Here is an 18215-nt window from a genome sequence, read left to right as displayed (position 1 = left end):
ATGGTATATACCTATTCGGGTAGAATAAAAAATATCCCATAGTGGCCCTGCAGGGTTATTTATGTACGCTTTTGATTGTATGTACACCTTGAAGGATTTTGTTAAATCACGAAAAATAAAAATGAGAAATATATATATTACAAATCATATAACACCCAATCATATCTTCAGATTACTTTGCTTAATAGTGGTTTTAGCCAGCTTTGGTTGCAGTAAAGGGGATGATCCAATACCCGAAAAAAGTTCTGAAAAGAAAATTATCAGCTTTGTATTTCTATTGACCAATAATCCTATTGATATTAATGTGGTTGCAACTATAGATGAAGCGAGTAAAACCATAACAGCAACCATGCCACGTGGCACGAATATTAAAGGTTTGTTACCTGAAATAAAATTATCTGAACAAGCGACCATTGATTTTGATACGGCGCGGAATTTTACAGATCCGGTAGATTATACGATTACAGCCGAAGATGGTAGTAAGGCCGTATATACGGTGAATATATCTGCACCTTTAAGTCAAAAACAGGTTTTGCAGGCTATTTTAGATGCCAACCCCGGGAATACCTTAGGTTGGGATATGGATAATGCTGTTGATTTAGGTAACCTGGATGGGGTTAGTACAGATAATGGGAGTGTGGTAGAGCTTTATATCCATTCAAAAAATATCAGTGTTTTGCCCAAGGAAATCGGGGAGTTGGTAAGTCTCGATCTTTTGGTAATTAAAGGAAACCAACTTTCTACTTTACCGCCAGAAATAGGAAAGTTGGTTAATTTGAGTAATTTGAACCTTTCTTCCAATCAAATAGCTTCGCTCCCAACAGAAATAGGGCAGTTGGAGAATCTTGAATACTTGAACTTGTTTGGTAACGAACTTACCAATCTTCCTACTGCAATAGGTCGGTTAAAACGTTTGAGTCAATTGGATTTGAGAGAAAATGAACTGGATACAATATTACCTGTACTTGGGCAATTGAATAATCTTGAATTATTATTTGCCGATGGAAATCGACTTATTACATTACCCACGGAAATAGGACAAATGAGCAACATGGTATCAATGAGCTTCGACAGTAATAATATTGTTTCCGTGCCACCCGAAATCGGGCAATTAACAAGCCTTGAATCTTTATCTTTAGAGGATAATACCATACTTGAAATCCCCAAGGAAATGGGGTTGATGACTAATTTAATCTATTTGAATCTATGGAATAATCCATTACGGAATGTACCACAGAGTGTTTGTGATCTACAATCGGGAAATGGGGGTGTTCTATTCTTAAGGACAAATATTGGTGTTGGGTGTAACTAATGCCTTTCCAGGTTTTATGAAATTGCGGACATTTTTAGCTTAGGCGCGAGCAGGTGCGCTGGCCTTCGACTCCCGTAGGCGTAACGCAAAAAACCACCTTCGGGTGGCTTTTGGAGTGGAGCCGGAGACGGCCGAGTGTAAAGAAAAGGTCTAGTAGACCTTTTTAACGAAGGAGCGAGCAGGTGCGCTGGTCTTCGACTCCCGTAGCTGTAACGCAAAAAACCACCCGAAGGTGGCTTTTGGAGTGGAGCCGGAGGGAGTCGAACCCTCGTCCAAACAAGCAATTACAAAGCTTTCTACATGTTTAGTTTCCATTTGGTTTTCGATATGTACCTGACCGGAAACAGCCTAATACATACTTAGCTTCTTTAGATTTTGGTGATGGTACCAAAGCGAATACCATCCTTATATCGACATTTATGGTGCTCCGGATTGAATCGCCGTCGACAGAGGCTATTCAGGAACATCTCGCTTCCCTACCTTGTAGGGACGAGGCTAATCTTACTATAATTCAGATTAAGCGGCAAGAGCGTAGTTATTTTCGCCAATTAAAAGTGTGGAAAATGATATTAACGAGCTGTATCCCAGCGCTCGACATGCTTACATTGCCATTGGTCTCGCTGTCAAAACCAGTCGGCCCCATAATGAGATAGAGAATCTTAGATTCTCGTTAATGAATCCTAACAGAGCCTTTAGGTGAACGTCAGGATTGGATTTTCTCATCTTTTTTTCAAAGAACTTATATCAATTCAACTTCGAAAAGGACACTTGTTTGTCATGCTTCAAGAAGTTGGGCGTTTCCTTCAGGACCTTCAAGGTTTTAAAAACCATTCAGGTCTTCAGGTCGGGCTTTCGGGAGTACACGGTACTCACCTCAATCCCTAACGCGGCCTACGTTTTTTAAACTATAATAGGCAAGACCGCAAAGCTAGTAAAAACTTTGTCCATCCTTACAATTATTTTATATAAGCACTTTTACGCTTCATTAATATAAAATCGTCAATTGTATTCTATATTGCTTAATTTAGAACAAATTTTATACCAAATACAATTTATGCGATTCGGAATCATACAAGAACGTAAGAACCCGCCAGATCGGCGTGTGGTCTTATCTCCAGATGCCTGTCAAAAAGTCCAGGCTACTTATCCAAATGCCGAAATCATCGTTGAACCTTCAGCTATTCGGGTTTTTTCAGATGATGAATATAAAATGGCAGGTATTGAGGTTGCTTCAAAAATGGAGGATTGTGATGTGTTGCTAGGGGTGAAAGAAGTTCCTATAAGTGCATTGATTCCCAATAAGAAATATTTCTTTTTTTCCCATACCATTAAAAAGCAACCGTACAATAGAAAATTATTACGTGCATTCTTGGATAAGAATATCGAAATGTACGATCATGAGGTGATTACAAACGAAAAGGGTATGCGCTTGGTGGCTTTTGGCAGGTATGCCGGTATAGTCGGGGCTTATAATGGTTTTCGGGCATACGGACTAAAACATGGGTTATATGCCATGCCAAAGGCGGAGCAATTGGCAGACCAAAAAGCATTGATTTCCGAATTGAAGAAAATAACACTTCCGAATATAAAAATCCTCTTGACCGGAAAAGGTAGGGTAGGCAATGGTGCAAGGGAAATGTTGGAAGGTATGCTATTGCGAGAAGTTGGGGTTAAGGAATTCCTTAACGATGAATTCAACGAGCCCGTATATTGTCAAATCGATGTCATGGATTATAACCAACGCAAAGACGGTACAACAGGTACTGATAAGGACTTTTTTGCTAATCCACAAGACTATGAGTCTAACTTTTTTCGCTTCGCCAGGGTAACTGATTTTTATATTGCAGGGCATTTTTACGGTGACGGCGCTCCATACCTTTTTACGAGGGAAGATGCCAAGCAACCCGATTTCAAGATAAATACGGTGGCCGATATCAGCTGTGATATCGATGGCCCTGTGGCCAGTACCATTAAAGCATCGACCATAGCCGATCCCGTTTATGGGTATGACCCTCAATCGGAATTCGAAACCGATTATAAAAATCACAAGGCAATTGCCGTGATGGCGGTTGATAATTTACCTGCCGAACTACCACGTGATGCCAGTGGGGGATTCGGGGAAGCATTTGTAGAACATGTGATTCCTGCTTTTTTCAATAATGACAAGGACGGAATTTTAGAACGTGCCCGAATGACCAAAGAGGGTAAGTTAACTCCGCGTTATGCCTATTTGCAAGATTATGTGGATGGGAAGGAGTAAAGTTCGGTTATAAAATATTTAAATCCGCTAATCCGGTCAAGATTAGCGGATTTTTATTTGAAAGGATTATTGATTGCCCCAGTCGATTTTTTTGGAGGTGAACATTACGATCGCCAATATTATGAACAGACCTATGCTGCCAACCAATAGCGCATAATTCTCCAACTGAATGATGACGAATATAAAAGCATACAACGCTGTTAATGAACCGAAAACCAGTAAAGGAAATTTTTTGTTCTTCAGGATTGTTTTAGAGTAGGCCGTAATTAAACCAACCACAGATACACCTGCGATTACATAAGCCAGTAGAAAGTTCTGGTGTTCCGAAATGGATATCAATAAAGTATAGAACATGACCAAAGCCAAACCGATCATAAAGTATTGAAAAGGATGGATGGCTATCTTGCTGATTATTTGAATCAAAAGAAATACCAATAAGGTAAGACCTATGATCAAGATACCATATTTGCTCGTTCGTTCTGTTTTCTGATAGTCGTCAATAGGGATGATCAAACTGGTGCCAAAGGCGAATTTGTTCAAGTTGGGTAAATTATTGAAGAACTGCTGTCCAAATTGCCGGTTGGTTTCAAGAACGGTCCAATATGCTTCAAAACCGTTGTCGGAAATTTTCTTGGTTTCGTCATTGGGAAGATAGTTTCCGTTGAAACTTGGGGAATGCCAATCAGAATGCATACTGACGGAGGTTTCGCCTCCAACAGGTACAAAGCGGAGTGATTCACTACCGTTTATTAGGACATTAAATGAGAAAGCAGGGTTTTTATCCTTGGCGAACAGGCCTTTTAAGAAACCCGATTCAAGTGTGCTCATATAAGATTCATCGAATTTGGGTTTTAACGTATACTCTTGTTGATTCATTGTTATTTGTATCTCATTACGTATGCCCTTAAGATTGGAGGTTTGTAAAAGAAGTGTGGCCTTATCCCAAACAATGTCTTTTTCCGGTATGTCGGCCGTAGAAAAGTTGAACTCGGGAAATTTTCCGTTCATTGTAATATCGGCAGAGTAAACCACAGTCTCGTAAATACCACGTTCCAGTTGTTTGGTGTTGACTTTGGATTTAATATCGAGTTTCTTGGGTAGAAAATAGGCGTGGTTCAAGACTTCTTTGTAATTTTTCGTAAAGGTTTTGGTCTGCTCGTCAAAGATTTTCTCTTCAGTATAGGTTTTATAAGGTACTTTGACGATAGGACCATAAAGAACAACCTCATTGCCCCATTTTTCATTGATTTCTTGAATTACCTCCGCTTGTCTGGTTTCACGTTCCCGAATTAAATCTTTAACGAAGCTGAGGGGTATGAGAAGGATCAGAAAAATGAAACCTACTACTAACATTCTGGCCGAGATACTTGTTTTGAACCAATTTCCGATTTTTTGTTTTTTTGTTTCCATATTTAAATTAAAAGTACTTTGAAAAACAAAGTAGATTGATAAAAAAATTATTCGTGTTGTTTAATAATGAGTTCTAGGGCGTTAATATGTTTCTGAAATGCTTGCCGGCCCAAAGGGGTAATGGTATATCTGGTATTGGGTTTTTTGCCGATAAAGGATTTTTCAATTTTAACGTATTCCGCTTTTTCCAATGTTTTGGTATGACTGGCAAGATTGCCATCGGTCACTTTGAGTAATTCCTTTAAACCATTGAAGTCTATATACTCGTTTACCATAAGAATCGACATAATACCAAGCCTGATTCTGTGATCGAAAAGTTTATTGATGTTGTCAATGAGGCCCATTTATTTTTTTCCTTCTAAAAAGTATACCATACTACCGTACAAGATATGTAAAACGCCAAAACCAGCGACCCAGAACCAAAGCCCGTATCCCGGTAGGGCAGCACATAACAATCCTAGGATAATTTCGGCATAACCCAGATATTTTACATTGCCCAGCGTATATTTCGAGGCATTTACCAAAGCCAAGCCGTAAAATATAAGCATTAAGGAAGCTGTTAATCCATAGTGTTGGCTTTGCAGTTTAATTATAATGTAGATACCTCCCGTAATCAGCGGAATTAAGAAACTGACCAATAATTTTTTTGTAGTTGCGTCCCAGATAGCTTCATTGTTTTGTTTGGCTTTCCTAGTAGTCAAGAGAAAAGCGGTTATTATGCTCAACGTTGCGACCGCAATGAGAATGGCAACTAAATATTTGAACTTGTAGCTATGCAGAACTATGTAGTCCTCACTATTGGGGGTTAAATAAACATAGGCCAAAATAGCCCCGGTTATAGCATACAGTCCGGCTAGTATACCCGAAAGGCCACTAAGGGATATGAATCGCGAAGAACGGGACATCAATTCTTTGATTTCGGATATATCGTCAAGGTATTTTTTTGATTTCATTTTAAAAGTACTTTGAAAAACAAAGTTAATATTTATTTTAAGTATTCCTAATACTTCAACTTTTTTTTCGATATAGTTGTTCTACCATATGTTTCTTTTCATAATAATGATAATTATACTCATCTAAGGATATCCGTATTTCATCTACAGTTGAATCGCCTTGAACGCAATTGACCATACAGCAGTGTTTTCTGCACTTATTTTTGGTAAAAATTATAGGAAATGGGGATTCTTGGAAATATGGGCAAAATGGATGATTTTGAAATTAGCAATTCAAAATTGATACTGTTTTTGATGGCCCCGGGATTATGGATTTATTCCATGATAATAGGGATTGTAAATGTAGATCGTATAGAAGTCCCTTATGGGAGGGAAGTTTTCAGTTTATTTTTCTTTTTGGTTGCCCTTATCCCCGGCCTAAATAAATTGTGGTGCCGTCAAAATTATGGGCATGTAGTTTTTTTCTCCTTACTGTTGTTTGCCCATTATCTTATTTATACGCTATCGCTCAATGCCTTTGGGTTAGATTATCTTCTAGGCGCTTATATTGTACTTTTCGGAGGTATTTTGCTTCAGACCAACCGTATGTATGTTATAGTTTTCACCCTAACCACTTTTGTTCATATGGCTCTAGGATTATGGTTGGGCGACATTCCTGCATCCGTTCATAGCCCTATATTACTTTCCTTGGCTACTATTTTCTTGTTTTCCTTTTTTATCCAGAATGGGTTTCTTCGCTATAAATTGGAATTGAAGAAGGCCAATTTAGGATTGAAATCCGAAGTGGAGCAAAGAAACTTGGATCTGGAGAAAAGGGCAAAGGAATTGGCATGTAAGAATAGGGATCTCGAGGAATTCGCCTTTGTGGTTTCCCATGACATGAAACGGCCGTTACGAAATGTACACTCTCTTGCCGCATGGGTCAAGGATGATTTGAAAAAGGGAAGTCTTGCCAGTGCCGGCGATAATTTAACCTTGTTGATGGATCAGGTGGCACAAATGGATGTTTTAATAGACGGAATTCTACAATATTCCTTGGGTGTTGATAATAAGAAGGTTACCCGATTACTCGACTTGAACACATTGGTAGATACCATGGTCCAGGCCAATAGTGCGAATAACATCCATATTATTAAAGATAGCGCTTTGCCCCGCTTACTGGTCGATAAGGCACAGATCCTGCAGGTATTCCAAAATTTGGTGCAGAACGCGATTAAATACAATGATAAATCCGAGGTTCTGATCCATATTGGTGTTATCGATGAGGTAGACCGCTTTAAGTTTTATGTAAGTGATAATGGGGAAGGGATTTCTTCGGAACATTTTGATCGAATATTTAAACTGTTTCAAAAATTAAATACGAACCCTGTTCAGGATTCCAGCGGAATCGGTTTGGCCGTAGTTCAGAAAATAATCGGTAAAATGGGAGGTGAGATTTGGGTTGAAAGCGAATTGGGAGAGGGGTCAACATTTTATTTCTCCCTCTATAAAAGGGATGTGATCAATGGTTTCGAAGCCGGTAAAGTAAGTGAGCCAGTCCTTGCTTTAAATTAATTCCCTTGAAATTTATGGTGGAGCCTACGCTTGAGAATCGGGTTTTGGCGCTGTATTATGGGGAGTCCGTTTCTGATTCTGATAATAATTTGTTCTTACCTTTATGGCATAATGAATCCCGCAGAAGCCTATATCATCAACCAACCAGAACCTTTTAGGGGTATGTTGTTGCATTTGCAATTGGTCATTGAGAAAACTATTCCGGAGGTCGACTTAAAATTTAAGTACCGTATCCCGTTTTATTATATAGGTGACAAGCCCTATTGTTACCTAAACCAGAGCAAGGATTATGTTGATGTAGGTTTTTGGAATGCGGCGCATTTGACCAAAAACTTGGAATTTATGACCACTGCCGGTCGAAAAATGATGAAATCGTTGCGTTATAGATCTCTGGAAGAGATAAACGATGAAATCTTGGTAGAGGTCTTGCTTGATGCTTATTCCGTACGTGATAAAAAAATTTATAAGTAACGACCCTTATCCTATTTCAATTCGTTCACAGTTTTTCGAATCTTTACTAAATTGGTCAATAATTTTTCCAAATGGTCCAAGTGCAACATATTTGCCCCATCACTCTTTGCATTGGCAGGGTCAAAATGTGTTTCAAGAAAGAGTCCGTCTACACCGGTTACGATTCCTGCCCTTGCAATGGTTTCAATCATGTCGGGTCGCCCACCTGTTACGCCGGATGATTGGTTGGGTTGCTGCAACGAATGGGTAACATCCAAAACAACGGGTGCGTATTGCTTCATTGTGGGTATGCCCCTAAAATCGACGATCATATCCTGATACCCGAACATGGTACCCCGATCGGTGACCATTACTTGCTCATTCTTTGAATCGGTAACTTTTTTTACCGCATGTTGCATGCTTTCCGGACTCATGAACTGTCCCTTTTTAAGGTTTACCACCTTACCGGTTTTTGCAGCCGCCACGACCAAATCGGTCTGGCGTATCAAGAAAGCCGGTATTTGTAGTATGTCAACATATTCAGCGGCCATATCGGCATCTGATATTTCGTGTATATCCGTTACGGTAGGCACCTTGAAAGTTTCAGATACTTTTCGCAATATCCTCAATGCTTTTTCGTCTCCGATTCCGGTAAATGAATCTACTCGACTCCGATTTGCCTTTTTAAAACTACCTTTAAAAACATAGGGTATTTCCAACCTGTCCGTTATGGTAATTACCTTTTCGGCAATACGCAGGGCCATTTCCTCGCTTTCAATGGCGCAAGGGCCTGCAAGGAGAAAGAAATTGTTCTTGGTTGTGTATTTTAATTGGGGAATGCGATTTAGATCCATCAATATATTTTTTTTCAAAGATAGGCTTTTGGCGAGGTATTTGATAAATATCGACAAATAACTAAACTATCTCCATGAAAAATTCACTATCGTTTTTATTGGCTTTATTTTTTATTTGTTCCATGGGTGCGCAATCTCCTAAAAATGTTGAGGATAATCAATTTTCATTGAATTTTCTACTCCCTGGGGTAGTTTATGAAGCTGGGATTTCTGCGAATGCGACATTGGCAGCAGAGCTTACCGTTGGATTTGCTTATAGGGAATCAACTTTTTTTGAGGATGGTTTCGGCATTTATCCTATCGGTAGATTTCAGTACCGTCATTATTACAATTTTGAACGTAGGTTGAATAAGGGAAAACATATTTCAGGTAACACCGGTAATTACTTGGCTCCAACTATTGCCGTTCAAAGCGGTAAAGCCATAATTGGTGATTTAGACTATTCTAGTAGCTATTTTGCCGGATTTGGTTTTGTTTATGGTTTACAGCGAACAGCGCCTAAAGGTTTTCAGTTTAGACTTGAAGCGGGCCCTGCGTATTTCTTTGACGAATACGATCAAGGTTTCGGTATATTGCTAGCTGCAAAGCTTGGTTGGGTCATACGTAAACAACGTTAAAGTAAATCGCTAAAAATCAATTATATAAGAATTAAGGTCGTTTTATGATGAACTATAGAAAATAGCAGTATCTTTGCCCGCTGAAAATAGCCACGCTATTAAATAAAAGTTATGTCAACAAAGAATATCGCGATAATCGCACACGTAGACCACGGTAAGACCACCTTGGTAGATAAAATTATGCATCATTGTCAACTTTTTAGGGACAATCAGGATACGGGAGAATTGATCTTGGATAATAATGATCTTGAACGTGAACGTGGAATAACAATTACTTCCAAAAACGTTTCGGTTACTTATAAGGATACGAAAATCAATATCATTGATACCCCTGGTCACGCCGATTTTGGTGGTGAAGTTGAAAGGGTGTTGAATATGGCCGATGGGGTATTGTTGTTGGTCGATGCTTTCGAAGGTCCTATGCCACAAACGCGATTTGTATTGCAAAAGGCTATTGATCTTGGGTTAAAACCATGTGTGGTAATCAACAAGGTTGACAAGGAAAATTGTACCCCAGAGGAAGTACATGAGAAGGTGTTCGATTTAATGTTTGAATTAGGGGCCGAGGAATGGCAATTGGATTTTCCAACGGTGTACGGTTCGGCAAAGAACAATTGGATGAGCGATGATTGGAGAAATGAAACTGATTCAATAGAACCTTTGTTGGATATGGTAATTGAACATATACCAACATTTGAACCTAAGGAAGGTAACACCCAAATGTTGATCACTTCTTTGGATTTCTCTTCATTTACAGGAAGAATTGCTATCGGAAGGTTACAACGCGGTACGTTAAAAGAAGGTCAGCAAATATCTTTGGTGAAACGTGATGGAAGCATCGTGAAATCGAGGATCAAGGAATTGTTCACCTTTGAAGGCCTTGGAAGAATAAAGGTTAAAGAAGTAATTACCGGCGATATTTGCGCGATCGTAGGTCTTGAAGGATTTGAAATCGGGGATACCATTGCCGATTTCGAAAACCCTGAAGGTTTAAAGACCATCGCCATTGATGAGCCTACCATGAGTATGTTGTTCACCATCAACGATAGTCCGTTTTTCGGAAAGGATGGTAAATATGTAACATCAAGACATATCAAGGAACGTCTTGAAAAAGAATTGGAAAAGAATTTGGCCCTACGAGTCGAAGAAACCGATAGTGCCGATAAGTTCATGGTATTTGGCCGTGGCGTATTGCATCTTTCCGTATTGATCGAGACCATGAGAAGGGAAGGTTATGAATTACAGATAGGGCAACCTCAAGTAATCATAAGGGAAATAGATGGTGTTAAATGTGAACCCGTTGAACGTTTGACCATTGATTTGCCGGACGAAGTTTCAGGTAAGGCCGTAGAAATGGTTTCTATCCGTAAAGGGGAAATGACCAGTATGGAAGCTAGGGGAAATCGTATGCATTGTGAGTTCGTTATTCCATCTAGGGGGATTATAGGTTTGCGTAACCAATTATTGACCGCTACCGCTGGTGAAGCCATTATGGCGCACAGATTCTTCGAATACCAACCAATGAAAGGTGATGTGCCCCAAAGACAGAATGGTTCTTTGGTTTCTATGGAAACCGGAAAGGCCATACCTTATTCCATCGATAAATTACAGGATAGAGGTAAGTTCTTCGTAGACCCGGGAGAGGATATTTATGAAGGACAGGTTATCGGTGAAAATTCTAGAGGTGATGATATGACCATTAATATCACAAAGACCAAGAAACTATCCAACGTACGTTCTTCCGGAGCTGATGATAAGGCAAAGATCGTGCCCGCTATCAAATTCTCATTGGAAGAAGCTTTGGAATACATTCAGAAAGATGAATATGTAGAGGTAACTCCAAAATTCTTGAGATTGCGTAAAATACACTTGACCGAAGTGGATCGTAAGCGAAATAAAATAGCTTAAAATCACTCGTACTCAAATTTATAAAGGCCCTGACGATACTGTCAGGGCCTTTTTATTTCAATATTATGAAAGGTTGTAAGGTTGGTTGCGACTGTTTGCCTTAAATATAAAATGATTTCTATGAAAGTAATGATAATCGGTATGTTCACAATGGTAATTTTATTGTCTTCGTGTAAGGAACAACCCAAAGAAAATAAACCAGAAGAACAAGAAACCCATAAGGTAATGGTTCAAGATTATTCTATTCCTGAATCTTGGGTTAAAAAACGTGTTTCAAAAGCGAAAGAAAGACTGGGGAAGTCCGATGCAGGAAAAATAGTTTGGGCAGGAATGGAAGCACATGGCGGATTAGGTAAATGGTTTAGTAATGGGGCGTTATCTTTTCGATTCAATTATCAGCCTTTAGAGGGTAAAACTCAACGCGATAGCTATCAGGTAGTCGATGTATGGCGCAATAAGGCCGTTCATACGAGTGTTACCGATAGTACAGCTAAATATGGCTGGGATGGCAAAACGGCTTGGGTAAAGGCCAAAGATTCCACGGCCTTTGCTTATGATACCAAATTCTGGGCATTGACTCCTCTTTATTTAATGGGGCACCCATTTGTTTTGGATGGAGAAGGTGTTCATCTGGAATTATTACCTGAGGTAGTGTATAAGAACAAGGTCAATGATGTGGTAAAAGTAACTTTTGCTGCTGGTACCGGTGATGCCCCGGATGATTATTATATATTACAATTTGACAAAGAAACCCATTTGTTGACAGCAACTAGGTACATTGTTTCTTATCCAGAATATTTTAAAAATGGCGGACACAATCCAGAAAAATTCATGGAAGTAGGAGAATTGTTGAATGTAAGTGGGGTTCTATTACCAAAAGAGCTAAAGACCCATTGGACGACAAATGAAGGTAAGCAAGGTGAATATATTACCCAAATAGATATTACCGATATGCAGTTTGTGAAAGATATAAACGATGATTTCTTTGCGGTCCCTGAAAATGCGACTATACTAAAAGGCCTTTAAATAAGCCTTTTAGTATAGATTGATAAGTTCTTTATTCCTTTACGAAATCTTTCGGGGCCTGGTGCATGGCTGAAGCTGCGGCTCCAATGATGCCAGCTTCATTCCTTAATTCTGCCGGTACAACAGGGGTGTCGATGGTGATGCATTTTTTAAATTGATTGTACTTTTTCGAGGTGCCTCCGCCAAGGATAATCAGGTCTGGCGAAACAATCAGTTCTACCAGTTCCAAAAAAGTATTGAAGCGTTTTCCCCATTTTTCATAGCTGAGGTCCTCACGTTCCTTGGCTCCGGCAGAAGCCCATGATTCAATTTTTTTAAATTTTTTATAAGGTATTTGGCCCAGTTCGAAATTAGGGATAAGTTCCCCATCTAAAAAAGCCCCACTTCCAAGACCCGTTCCAATGGTGATCATCAGAACTAAACCCAATTTACCTTTACCTATTCCGTAATTCATTGTGGCGTACCCTGCGGCATCTGCATCATTAATGACCGTTACCGGAAGTCCGGTAGCCTCTGCGAATAATTCCTGAACATTTACTCCTAACCATTTTTTGTGTAGGTTGCCCGGCGATTTACAGATACCGTTCTTTATAACGGTAGGAAACCCGACACCTATTGGGCCTTTGTGATTGAAATGTTCAACGATTTCCTTTACGACCTGGGCCATTTCTGCAGGTTTCCTTGATTCAGGGGTCGGAATCCGGTGTCTTTCGGTCAACATTTCACCTGTTAGCGAGTCTACTAACGCCCCTTTCATTCCAGAACCTCCAATATCAATACCAAGAACTACCATTTTTTTTGTTTATGTTACGGACGCAAAGTAACAAAAAGAATTGGCTATAGGACAAGAGGTTGTCCTGAAATTGACTCATGTGAAACCACTTTTAAATAAAAAAGGGGCGCGTAGCCCCTTTTGACGGTTATTCTTTAATCTTTAATTCGGTTATGGTATTTACGGTGATTTCCTCATCAAGATCATCGGTCTCAACTTCGGAAATATAAGTTACTATAAATAATTTTCCTTTGTACATTTCATCGGTCAGGTCGTAACTTTCAAGTACTCCTTCAGTAACATGTTGAAATTCATTTGAAAATCCGTCATTATCGGTAAAATAATACGTGCCGTCTTCAAACCCCTCGTAAGTAGCGGTTATTTTTTCTGATTCTTGCACAATTGCCCCTCCAAGGCCGTTAACGATTAAAAACAAGGATATAAAAAGTGTTTTCATAATAAATGGTATTTAATTAATGATTTAAAAAAATGGTACTACGGGTCTATAAGGTGCTAAACTCCATTCCGGGAGTCCAGCTCCAAAAAAGTAAGGTTTACCTCATCGAGTAATTAAAAAGTAAAGAAGAAATGAAGAGCGGAAAATCAAAAATAAAAATGGATGTCACCCGATTTTTTTGAATAAAATCGGAAGCTTTTAAAGCACAAATCGAACAACCCGAAGATAGGTTTGGCCCAAATGATTTCATACTGTTGATAAAGCAAAATTAGTATTGCTTTTACACGACAAATGAAATACATTTTTTTGAATTTACACTAATTTTTGGCTTTTTTTTATACATTGGAATATCAATGTAAATTATTGTCGTAGAGTGGTTTATTGTCTTTTTTTAATTGCATGTGATTATTATTGGCTTATGCGTTAAAATAGACATTATCTTTGGTTGCTTTTAATATGAAATCGATGAAATTAAAGATTGTTTTCTATTTTGTTTTTGTTGTTGGAACCATGAATTCCGTTTTGTCACAAAAAGAGATTCCGGTAAACACCATAATCGAGAATGTAGCTCGGTATAAAAATGATTTAAGGGGTCCTTATAAAGATATACGCTGGTTTTGTACCGATGGGAGTATACGGGCACCTAAGGATCCCTGCCCTGATAATATTGGTCCAGGGGTACAACATGCAAGATACAAAGATGAGGTGGTCGCTCTAGGTAAGGAGCATCATATTTATTTGGGTCAAATATTGGCATTTACTGATGTTGAGGCGCTCTGGGACGCCGATTTTAACCATTCCCGATTAATACAGTACCAACTCGAAAAGTACTTAAAATCCGTAGATAATGGATGGATACTTCAAAAAGGTCAATATTACAGGGGCTCCGTTCAGGTAGAGGATGAAGAAGCTTGGGGGATTAATTTTTATAAATGGCTTTTAACTAAGGACGAATTCTTAAAAGGGAATTATTTTTTAATACGCCAATCGTTAAAGGATATTCCTCATACTGGTGACGATGATGTTGCACAGAAAATGCGAAGCCAGTCCAAAGTGATTTCAGATGAATTTTTGCCTTTTATGGATTTAAGAGTGAAAATACATGGGCAGCCTGAGTTTTCCGATATAGTAAAGGTTAAAAATTTTCGCCAGAAACATGCTGCCGAACTAAGTTCTGACCTCAACAAAAAGATAGATGGGCTGATCGCTACAATGACTGTTTTTTTCAAGCCGGTAGATGTGACCAAACTGTTACAGAAAGCCCCTTTGTTAAAGGGGACAACTTTGGGCAATTCCATTGAGCGGTTCATTGGCGATTTTGGTTCCGAGTCGCGTCCATCAATCCTGATTTCCGAAGCTTCCCAATTGTTGTTAGGGATACGCGAAGGAATTTTAAATGAAAAACGACCATTAGCCAGACTTCAATTGCTTGATGTTTCATTGAAGTTGGAGGAAATCATTTTTAAGAACGCACAACAATGGCAGCCCCAAAGTGTAAAGGATCAGTTGGAAAAAATCTGTTATCTCGGATCGGCGTCTACCGGTGCCGGATTTTTGGAGCTCTGGGAATGGTCGCAGATAGAAAACACATTGAGCCAATCTGAAAACGAATCGATGACCCTTGCCGAATTGACTACCTTTATGGAAAAAGCAAGGGGTGCGGTTGAATGGAGTGCGGCCATGGTCAAAGCCAATTATCAAGAAGTAACCAACACCTATGGGCAATTTGAACCCTTGGCATATGGATTTATAGATGATCGCATACGTGGCTCAATTGCTTTATACCTAGGGAAGAGTGTAGGGGAGTTGGGAGATTTTATAGCCCGGGAGTCGGCCCTTACCAATATGGTTTTGGATATTCCCAACCAAAGTACCTTACGTGGACTTAATCCAGGGTATGCTTTTGGAGAGCTGGTGGTGGTATCCGGTTCACCGGAAGAGGTGGAAGTGACTTCGGATAAGATCTATGTTTTTCAAAGATCCCCATCAGACTTGAAACCGGTAGCGGGGATTGTGACTGTTGCTGAGGGGAACATGGTGTCACATGTACAATTACTTGCACGAAATTTAGGAATACCCAATGCTGCCCTGTCGGATGATAACTTACAAAGCCTTAAACAATATAATGGCCAATTGGTTTTTTATGCTGTTTCCGATAAGGGAAATATCATAATGAAACTGGAAAAAAACATGACGGACCAAGAGCGGGCTCTTTTTGTTAAAAAAGAACGAAGTGCCGGTAAAATTGAGATTCCAGTAGGGCAGATAAGATTGGACCAGAACCTAATTTTGGACCTTCGTAGTGTTGATGCCAACGATTCCGGTAAGTTGTGCGGACCTAAGGCGGCCAACTTAGGGCAATTAAAGAAAATGTTCCCAGATAAGGTAGTTGAAGGTCTGGTTATACCATTTGGGGTATTCAGGGATCATATGGATCAGCAAATGCCGGGGCGATCTACATCGTATTGGGCGTTTTTGAATGATATGTTCGCGGAAGCGGAAAGAATGCATGCCAACCAGATACCGGAGTTGGAAGTGGAGAAATATCAATTGGGACAATTGGGTATCTTGCGGGAGGCCATTGGTAAAATGCCCTTAAAACAAGACTTCTTAACCCAATTGGAAACCGATTTCAAAAAAGTATTGGGGCAACCCTTAGGTGAAATCCCCGTATTTCTTAGAAGTGATACCAACATGGAAGATCTTAAGGAATTTACGGGTGCGGGGCTTAACCTCACCTTGTTCAATGTTCTGGACAAGGAAAGGATCTTGAACGGGATAAAGGATGTTTGGGCTTCTCCCTATACCGAGCGCAGCTTTAAATGGCGTCAAAAATATTTATTGAACCCGGAAAACGTTTTCCCTTCTATTTTGGTTATCCCTTCGGTTGATGTTGATTATTCGGGAGTGTTGATCACTAAAGGTATTAATTCGGGAGATGATATGGATCTTACCATTGCTTTCAGTCGTGGGGCCGGTGGTGCTGTCGATGGCCAATCGGCCGAAACCTATACCCTATTTCATAATGGGGGTTATCGTCTTTTGGCCCCTTCGCGTGAGTTATATTTTAACCGACTGCCAAATAATGGGGGAACAACTAAGCGTTCGGCCACTTTTGAAAAACCGATTGTCAATGATAACAATAGAAATGACATTCAAGAACTGGCACAGGTCATTCGTACGACCATACCCAAAGAAACAAAATCGGATTACAGCGGTGCCTATGATGTGGAATTGGGATTTAAGGATGATAAACTTTGGTTGTTCCAGATTCGTCCATTTGTCGAAAACAAAAAGGCATTGAGCTCTGATTACCTGCAATCCATAACTCCGATAATCGATCTAAACAAAGAAGTTTCACTTTCGAAAAAAATCTAATGAAAAAGCCAATATTATACCTGATTTTATTTATTTCCTGTTCAGCATTCACCACATTGCACTATTACCCCATTGATGGTTTTGAACATACGGGAATTAAAAGATTGAAACGCTTGGAACTCATAAAAAGTGGTGAGGTCAAAAGTACAACGCCGTTACCGGCAGGTGCGTTCAAAACTTACGATGAAATTCACCTGAACCTGCTTTCCAGAAACCAGGATAGTGCAACGGCTTTAATGTCGACTGATGCCGATTTTCAAAAAGAAATAAACAATCTATTCCGAGGTCTTGATAAAAGTTATTCCCTAACGGTCTTGGATATTTCCGATGTTGACCATATTAGATATGCCGAACGAAATGAAACTGCAGGTTACCAACCAGGGAGTGTGGGTAAATTGGCCGTATTGAATGGGTTATTTGTACAACTCGCTAAAATATATCCCGATTCATGGGAAAAGCGTACGCAACTTTTAAGGAATAAGTCGGTAAAAGCAGGTGTGTGGGGGTTAACCGACGAACATACCATACCCATTTACAATATTGAAAAGAATACATTGGTAAAAAGGCAAGTCGTTGCCAGTGATGTTTTTAATTTGTACGAATGGGTAGATCATATGCTTTCGGTCAGTAATAACGGCGCGGCGAGTATTGTTTGGCGCGAAGTAATGTTGATGGCCGCTTTCGGTGATAAGTACCCTGATTTAACCCAAGAAGAAAGCGAAGCCTATTTTAAGGGAACCCCAAAAAAGGAATTGACCGATTTAGGGAATGACGTAGTGAATCTTCCTTTGCGCGATTTGGGGATTTCAGCGGATGAATGGCGATTGGGCAGTTTTTTCACCAGAGGGGCCAATACCTATGTAGGAGACAAAGGGGGCAGTATAGGTACCCCTTACGGGCTAATGAAATTTTTGGTACAATTAGAGCAAGGAAAAGTTGTTGATGAGAATAGTAGTCTGGAAATGAAGCGGTTAATGTATATGACAGACCGTAGAATACGATATGCCCAAGCACCTGCCTTGAAAGAAGCAGCGGTCTATTTTAAATCAGGAAGCCTTTATAAATGTGACCGAAGTAAAGGAGAGGAATGTGGAAAATATATGGGGAATGTCTCCAATTATATGAATTCGGTTGCCATAGTTGAACATCCTGACAATTGCAATTATTTGGTTGTGCTCATGACGAATGTACTTAGGAAAAATTCAGCTTCCGATCATATGTATTTAGCAGGTAATATTGATAAATTGATACGAATGGAGTAAGG

At 39.6% G+C, this 18215-nt stretch carries 15 protein-coding genes and 1 other RNA gene; 9 read left to right on the top strand and 7 right to left on the bottom strand.

Annotated features, from left to right (window positions below; all coding sequences use genetic code 11):
* Positions 1–121: 121 nt before the first annotated feature.
* Entirely contained in the window at positions 122–1312 is a 1191-nt protein-coding gene (locus R3X28_RS18475; protein WP_317666328.1) for a leucine-rich repeat domain-containing protein, read from the top strand.
* A 242-nt stretch (positions 1313–1554) separates the two neighbouring features.
* Here the strand turns inward: R3X28_RS18475 and ssrA are convergent.
* Positions 1555–1953: a transfer-messenger RNA gene (gene ssrA, locus R3X28_RS18470) on the bottom strand.
* Positions 1954–2366: 413 nt separating this feature from the next.
* On the opposite strand from ssrA, the gene R3X28_RS18465 reads away from it, so the two are divergent.
* On the top strand, positions 2367–3572 hold the full coding sequence (locus R3X28_RS18465) for an NAD(P)-dependent oxidoreductase (protein ID WP_317666326.1): 1206 nt from the start codon (positions 2367–2369) through the stop codon (positions 3570–3572).
* A gap of 66 nt (positions 3573–3638) precedes the next feature.
* Here R3X28_RS18465 and creD read toward each other — a convergent pair whose 3' ends face one another.
* From creD to R3X28_RS18450, 3 genes are read right to left on the bottom strand one after another with little or no spacing between them, the layout of a single operon-like run.
* Complete coding sequence (creD, locus tag R3X28_RS18460; protein WP_317666324.1) at positions 3639–4982, bottom strand: cell envelope integrity protein CreD; 1344 nt, start codon at positions 4980–4982, stop codon at positions 3639–3641.
* Between the two features lie 47 nt (positions 4983–5029).
* Complete coding sequence (locus R3X28_RS18455; protein WP_154367362.1) at positions 5030–5326, bottom strand: winged helix-turn-helix domain-containing protein; 297 nt, start codon at positions 5324–5326, stop codon at positions 5030–5032.
* Positions 5327–5935, bottom strand: a complete 609-nt coding sequence (locus tag R3X28_RS18450) for a hypothetical protein (RefSeq protein WP_317666321.1) — start codon at positions 5933–5935, stop codon at positions 5327–5329.
* Between the two features lie 222 nt (positions 5936–6157).
* On the opposite strand from R3X28_RS18450, the gene R3X28_RS18445 reads away from it, so the two are divergent.
* On the top strand, positions 6158–7489 hold the full coding sequence (locus tag R3X28_RS18445) for a sensor histidine kinase (RefSeq protein ID WP_317666319.1): 1332 nt from the start codon (positions 6158–6160) through the stop codon (positions 7487–7489).
* A gap of 111 nt (positions 7490–7600) precedes the next feature.
* Positions 7601–7960, top strand: coding sequence for a DUF1801 domain-containing protein (locus tag R3X28_RS18440; protein WP_282054495.1), 360 nt, complete (start codon positions 7601–7603; stop codon positions 7958–7960).
* 11 nt (positions 7961–7971) lie between these two features.
* Here R3X28_RS18440 and kdsA read toward each other — a convergent pair whose 3' ends face one another.
* Complete coding sequence (gene kdsA, locus R3X28_RS18435) at positions 7972–8793, bottom strand: 3-deoxy-8-phosphooctulonate synthase (protein ID WP_317666330.1); 822 nt, start codon at positions 8791–8793, stop codon at positions 7972–7974.
* A gap of 74 nt (positions 8794–8867) precedes the next feature.
* On the opposite strand from kdsA, the gene R3X28_RS18430 reads away from it, so the two are divergent.
* The 3 genes from R3X28_RS18430 to R3X28_RS18420 all read left to right on the top strand — a co-directional run bounded on the left by R3X28_RS18430 (position 8868) and on the right by R3X28_RS18420 (position 12344).
* Complete coding sequence (locus tag R3X28_RS18430; RefSeq protein WP_154367368.1) at positions 8868–9410, top strand: hypothetical protein; 543 nt, start codon at positions 8868–8870, stop codon at positions 9408–9410.
* 111 nt (positions 9411–9521) lie between these two features.
* A complete protein-coding gene (gene typA, locus R3X28_RS18425) occupies positions 9522–11318 on the top strand; it encodes a translational GTPase TypA (protein WP_154367370.1) in 1797 nt (598 codons plus the stop codon).
* Between the two features lie 120 nt (positions 11319–11438).
* Positions 11439–12344, top strand: coding sequence for a hypothetical protein (locus R3X28_RS18420; RefSeq protein WP_154367372.1), 906 nt, complete (start codon positions 11439–11441; stop codon positions 12342–12344).
* A gap of 31 nt (positions 12345–12375) precedes the next feature.
* On the opposite strand, the gene ppgK is transcribed toward R3X28_RS18420, so the two are convergent.
* On the bottom strand, positions 12376–13137 hold the full coding sequence (ppgK, locus tag R3X28_RS18415) for a polyphosphate--glucose phosphotransferase (RefSeq protein WP_154367374.1): 762 nt from the start codon (positions 13135–13137) through the stop codon (positions 12376–12378).
* Positions 13138–13264: 127 nt separating this feature from the next.
* Positions 13265–13573 (bottom strand): hypothetical protein, encoded by a 309-nt coding sequence (locus R3X28_RS18410; RefSeq protein ID WP_154367376.1) that lies wholly within the window; start codon positions 13571–13573, stop codon positions 13265–13267.
* A gap of 465 nt (positions 13574–14038) precedes the next feature.
* On the opposite strand from R3X28_RS18410, the gene R3X28_RS18405 reads away from it, so the two are divergent.
* Together R3X28_RS18405 and R3X28_RS18400 are read left to right on the top strand one after the other, a co-directional pair.
* Positions 14039–16951: a PEP/pyruvate-binding domain-containing protein gene (locus tag R3X28_RS18405; protein WP_317666313.1), complete on the top strand. Its 2913-nt coding sequence runs from the start codon at positions 14039–14041 to the stop codon at positions 16949–16951.
* Positions 16951–18213, top strand: coding sequence for a serine hydrolase (locus tag R3X28_RS18400; protein ID WP_282054487.1), 1263 nt, complete (start codon positions 16951–16953; stop codon positions 18211–18213). Before R3X28_RS18405 ends, R3X28_RS18400 begins: the two co-directional genes overlap by 1 nt.
* The last annotated feature ends 2 nt before the right edge of the window (positions 18214–18215 follow it).

The organism is Maribacter sp. TH_r10 (assembly GCF_033101095.1).
Taxonomy (GTDB): domain Bacteria; phylum Bacteroidota; class Bacteroidia; order Flavobacteriales; family Flavobacteriaceae; genus Maribacter_A; species Maribacter_A luteus.
The sequence above is the reverse complement of the archived record's forward strand: the minus strand, read 5'-3'. Positions and strand labels throughout refer to the sequence as shown.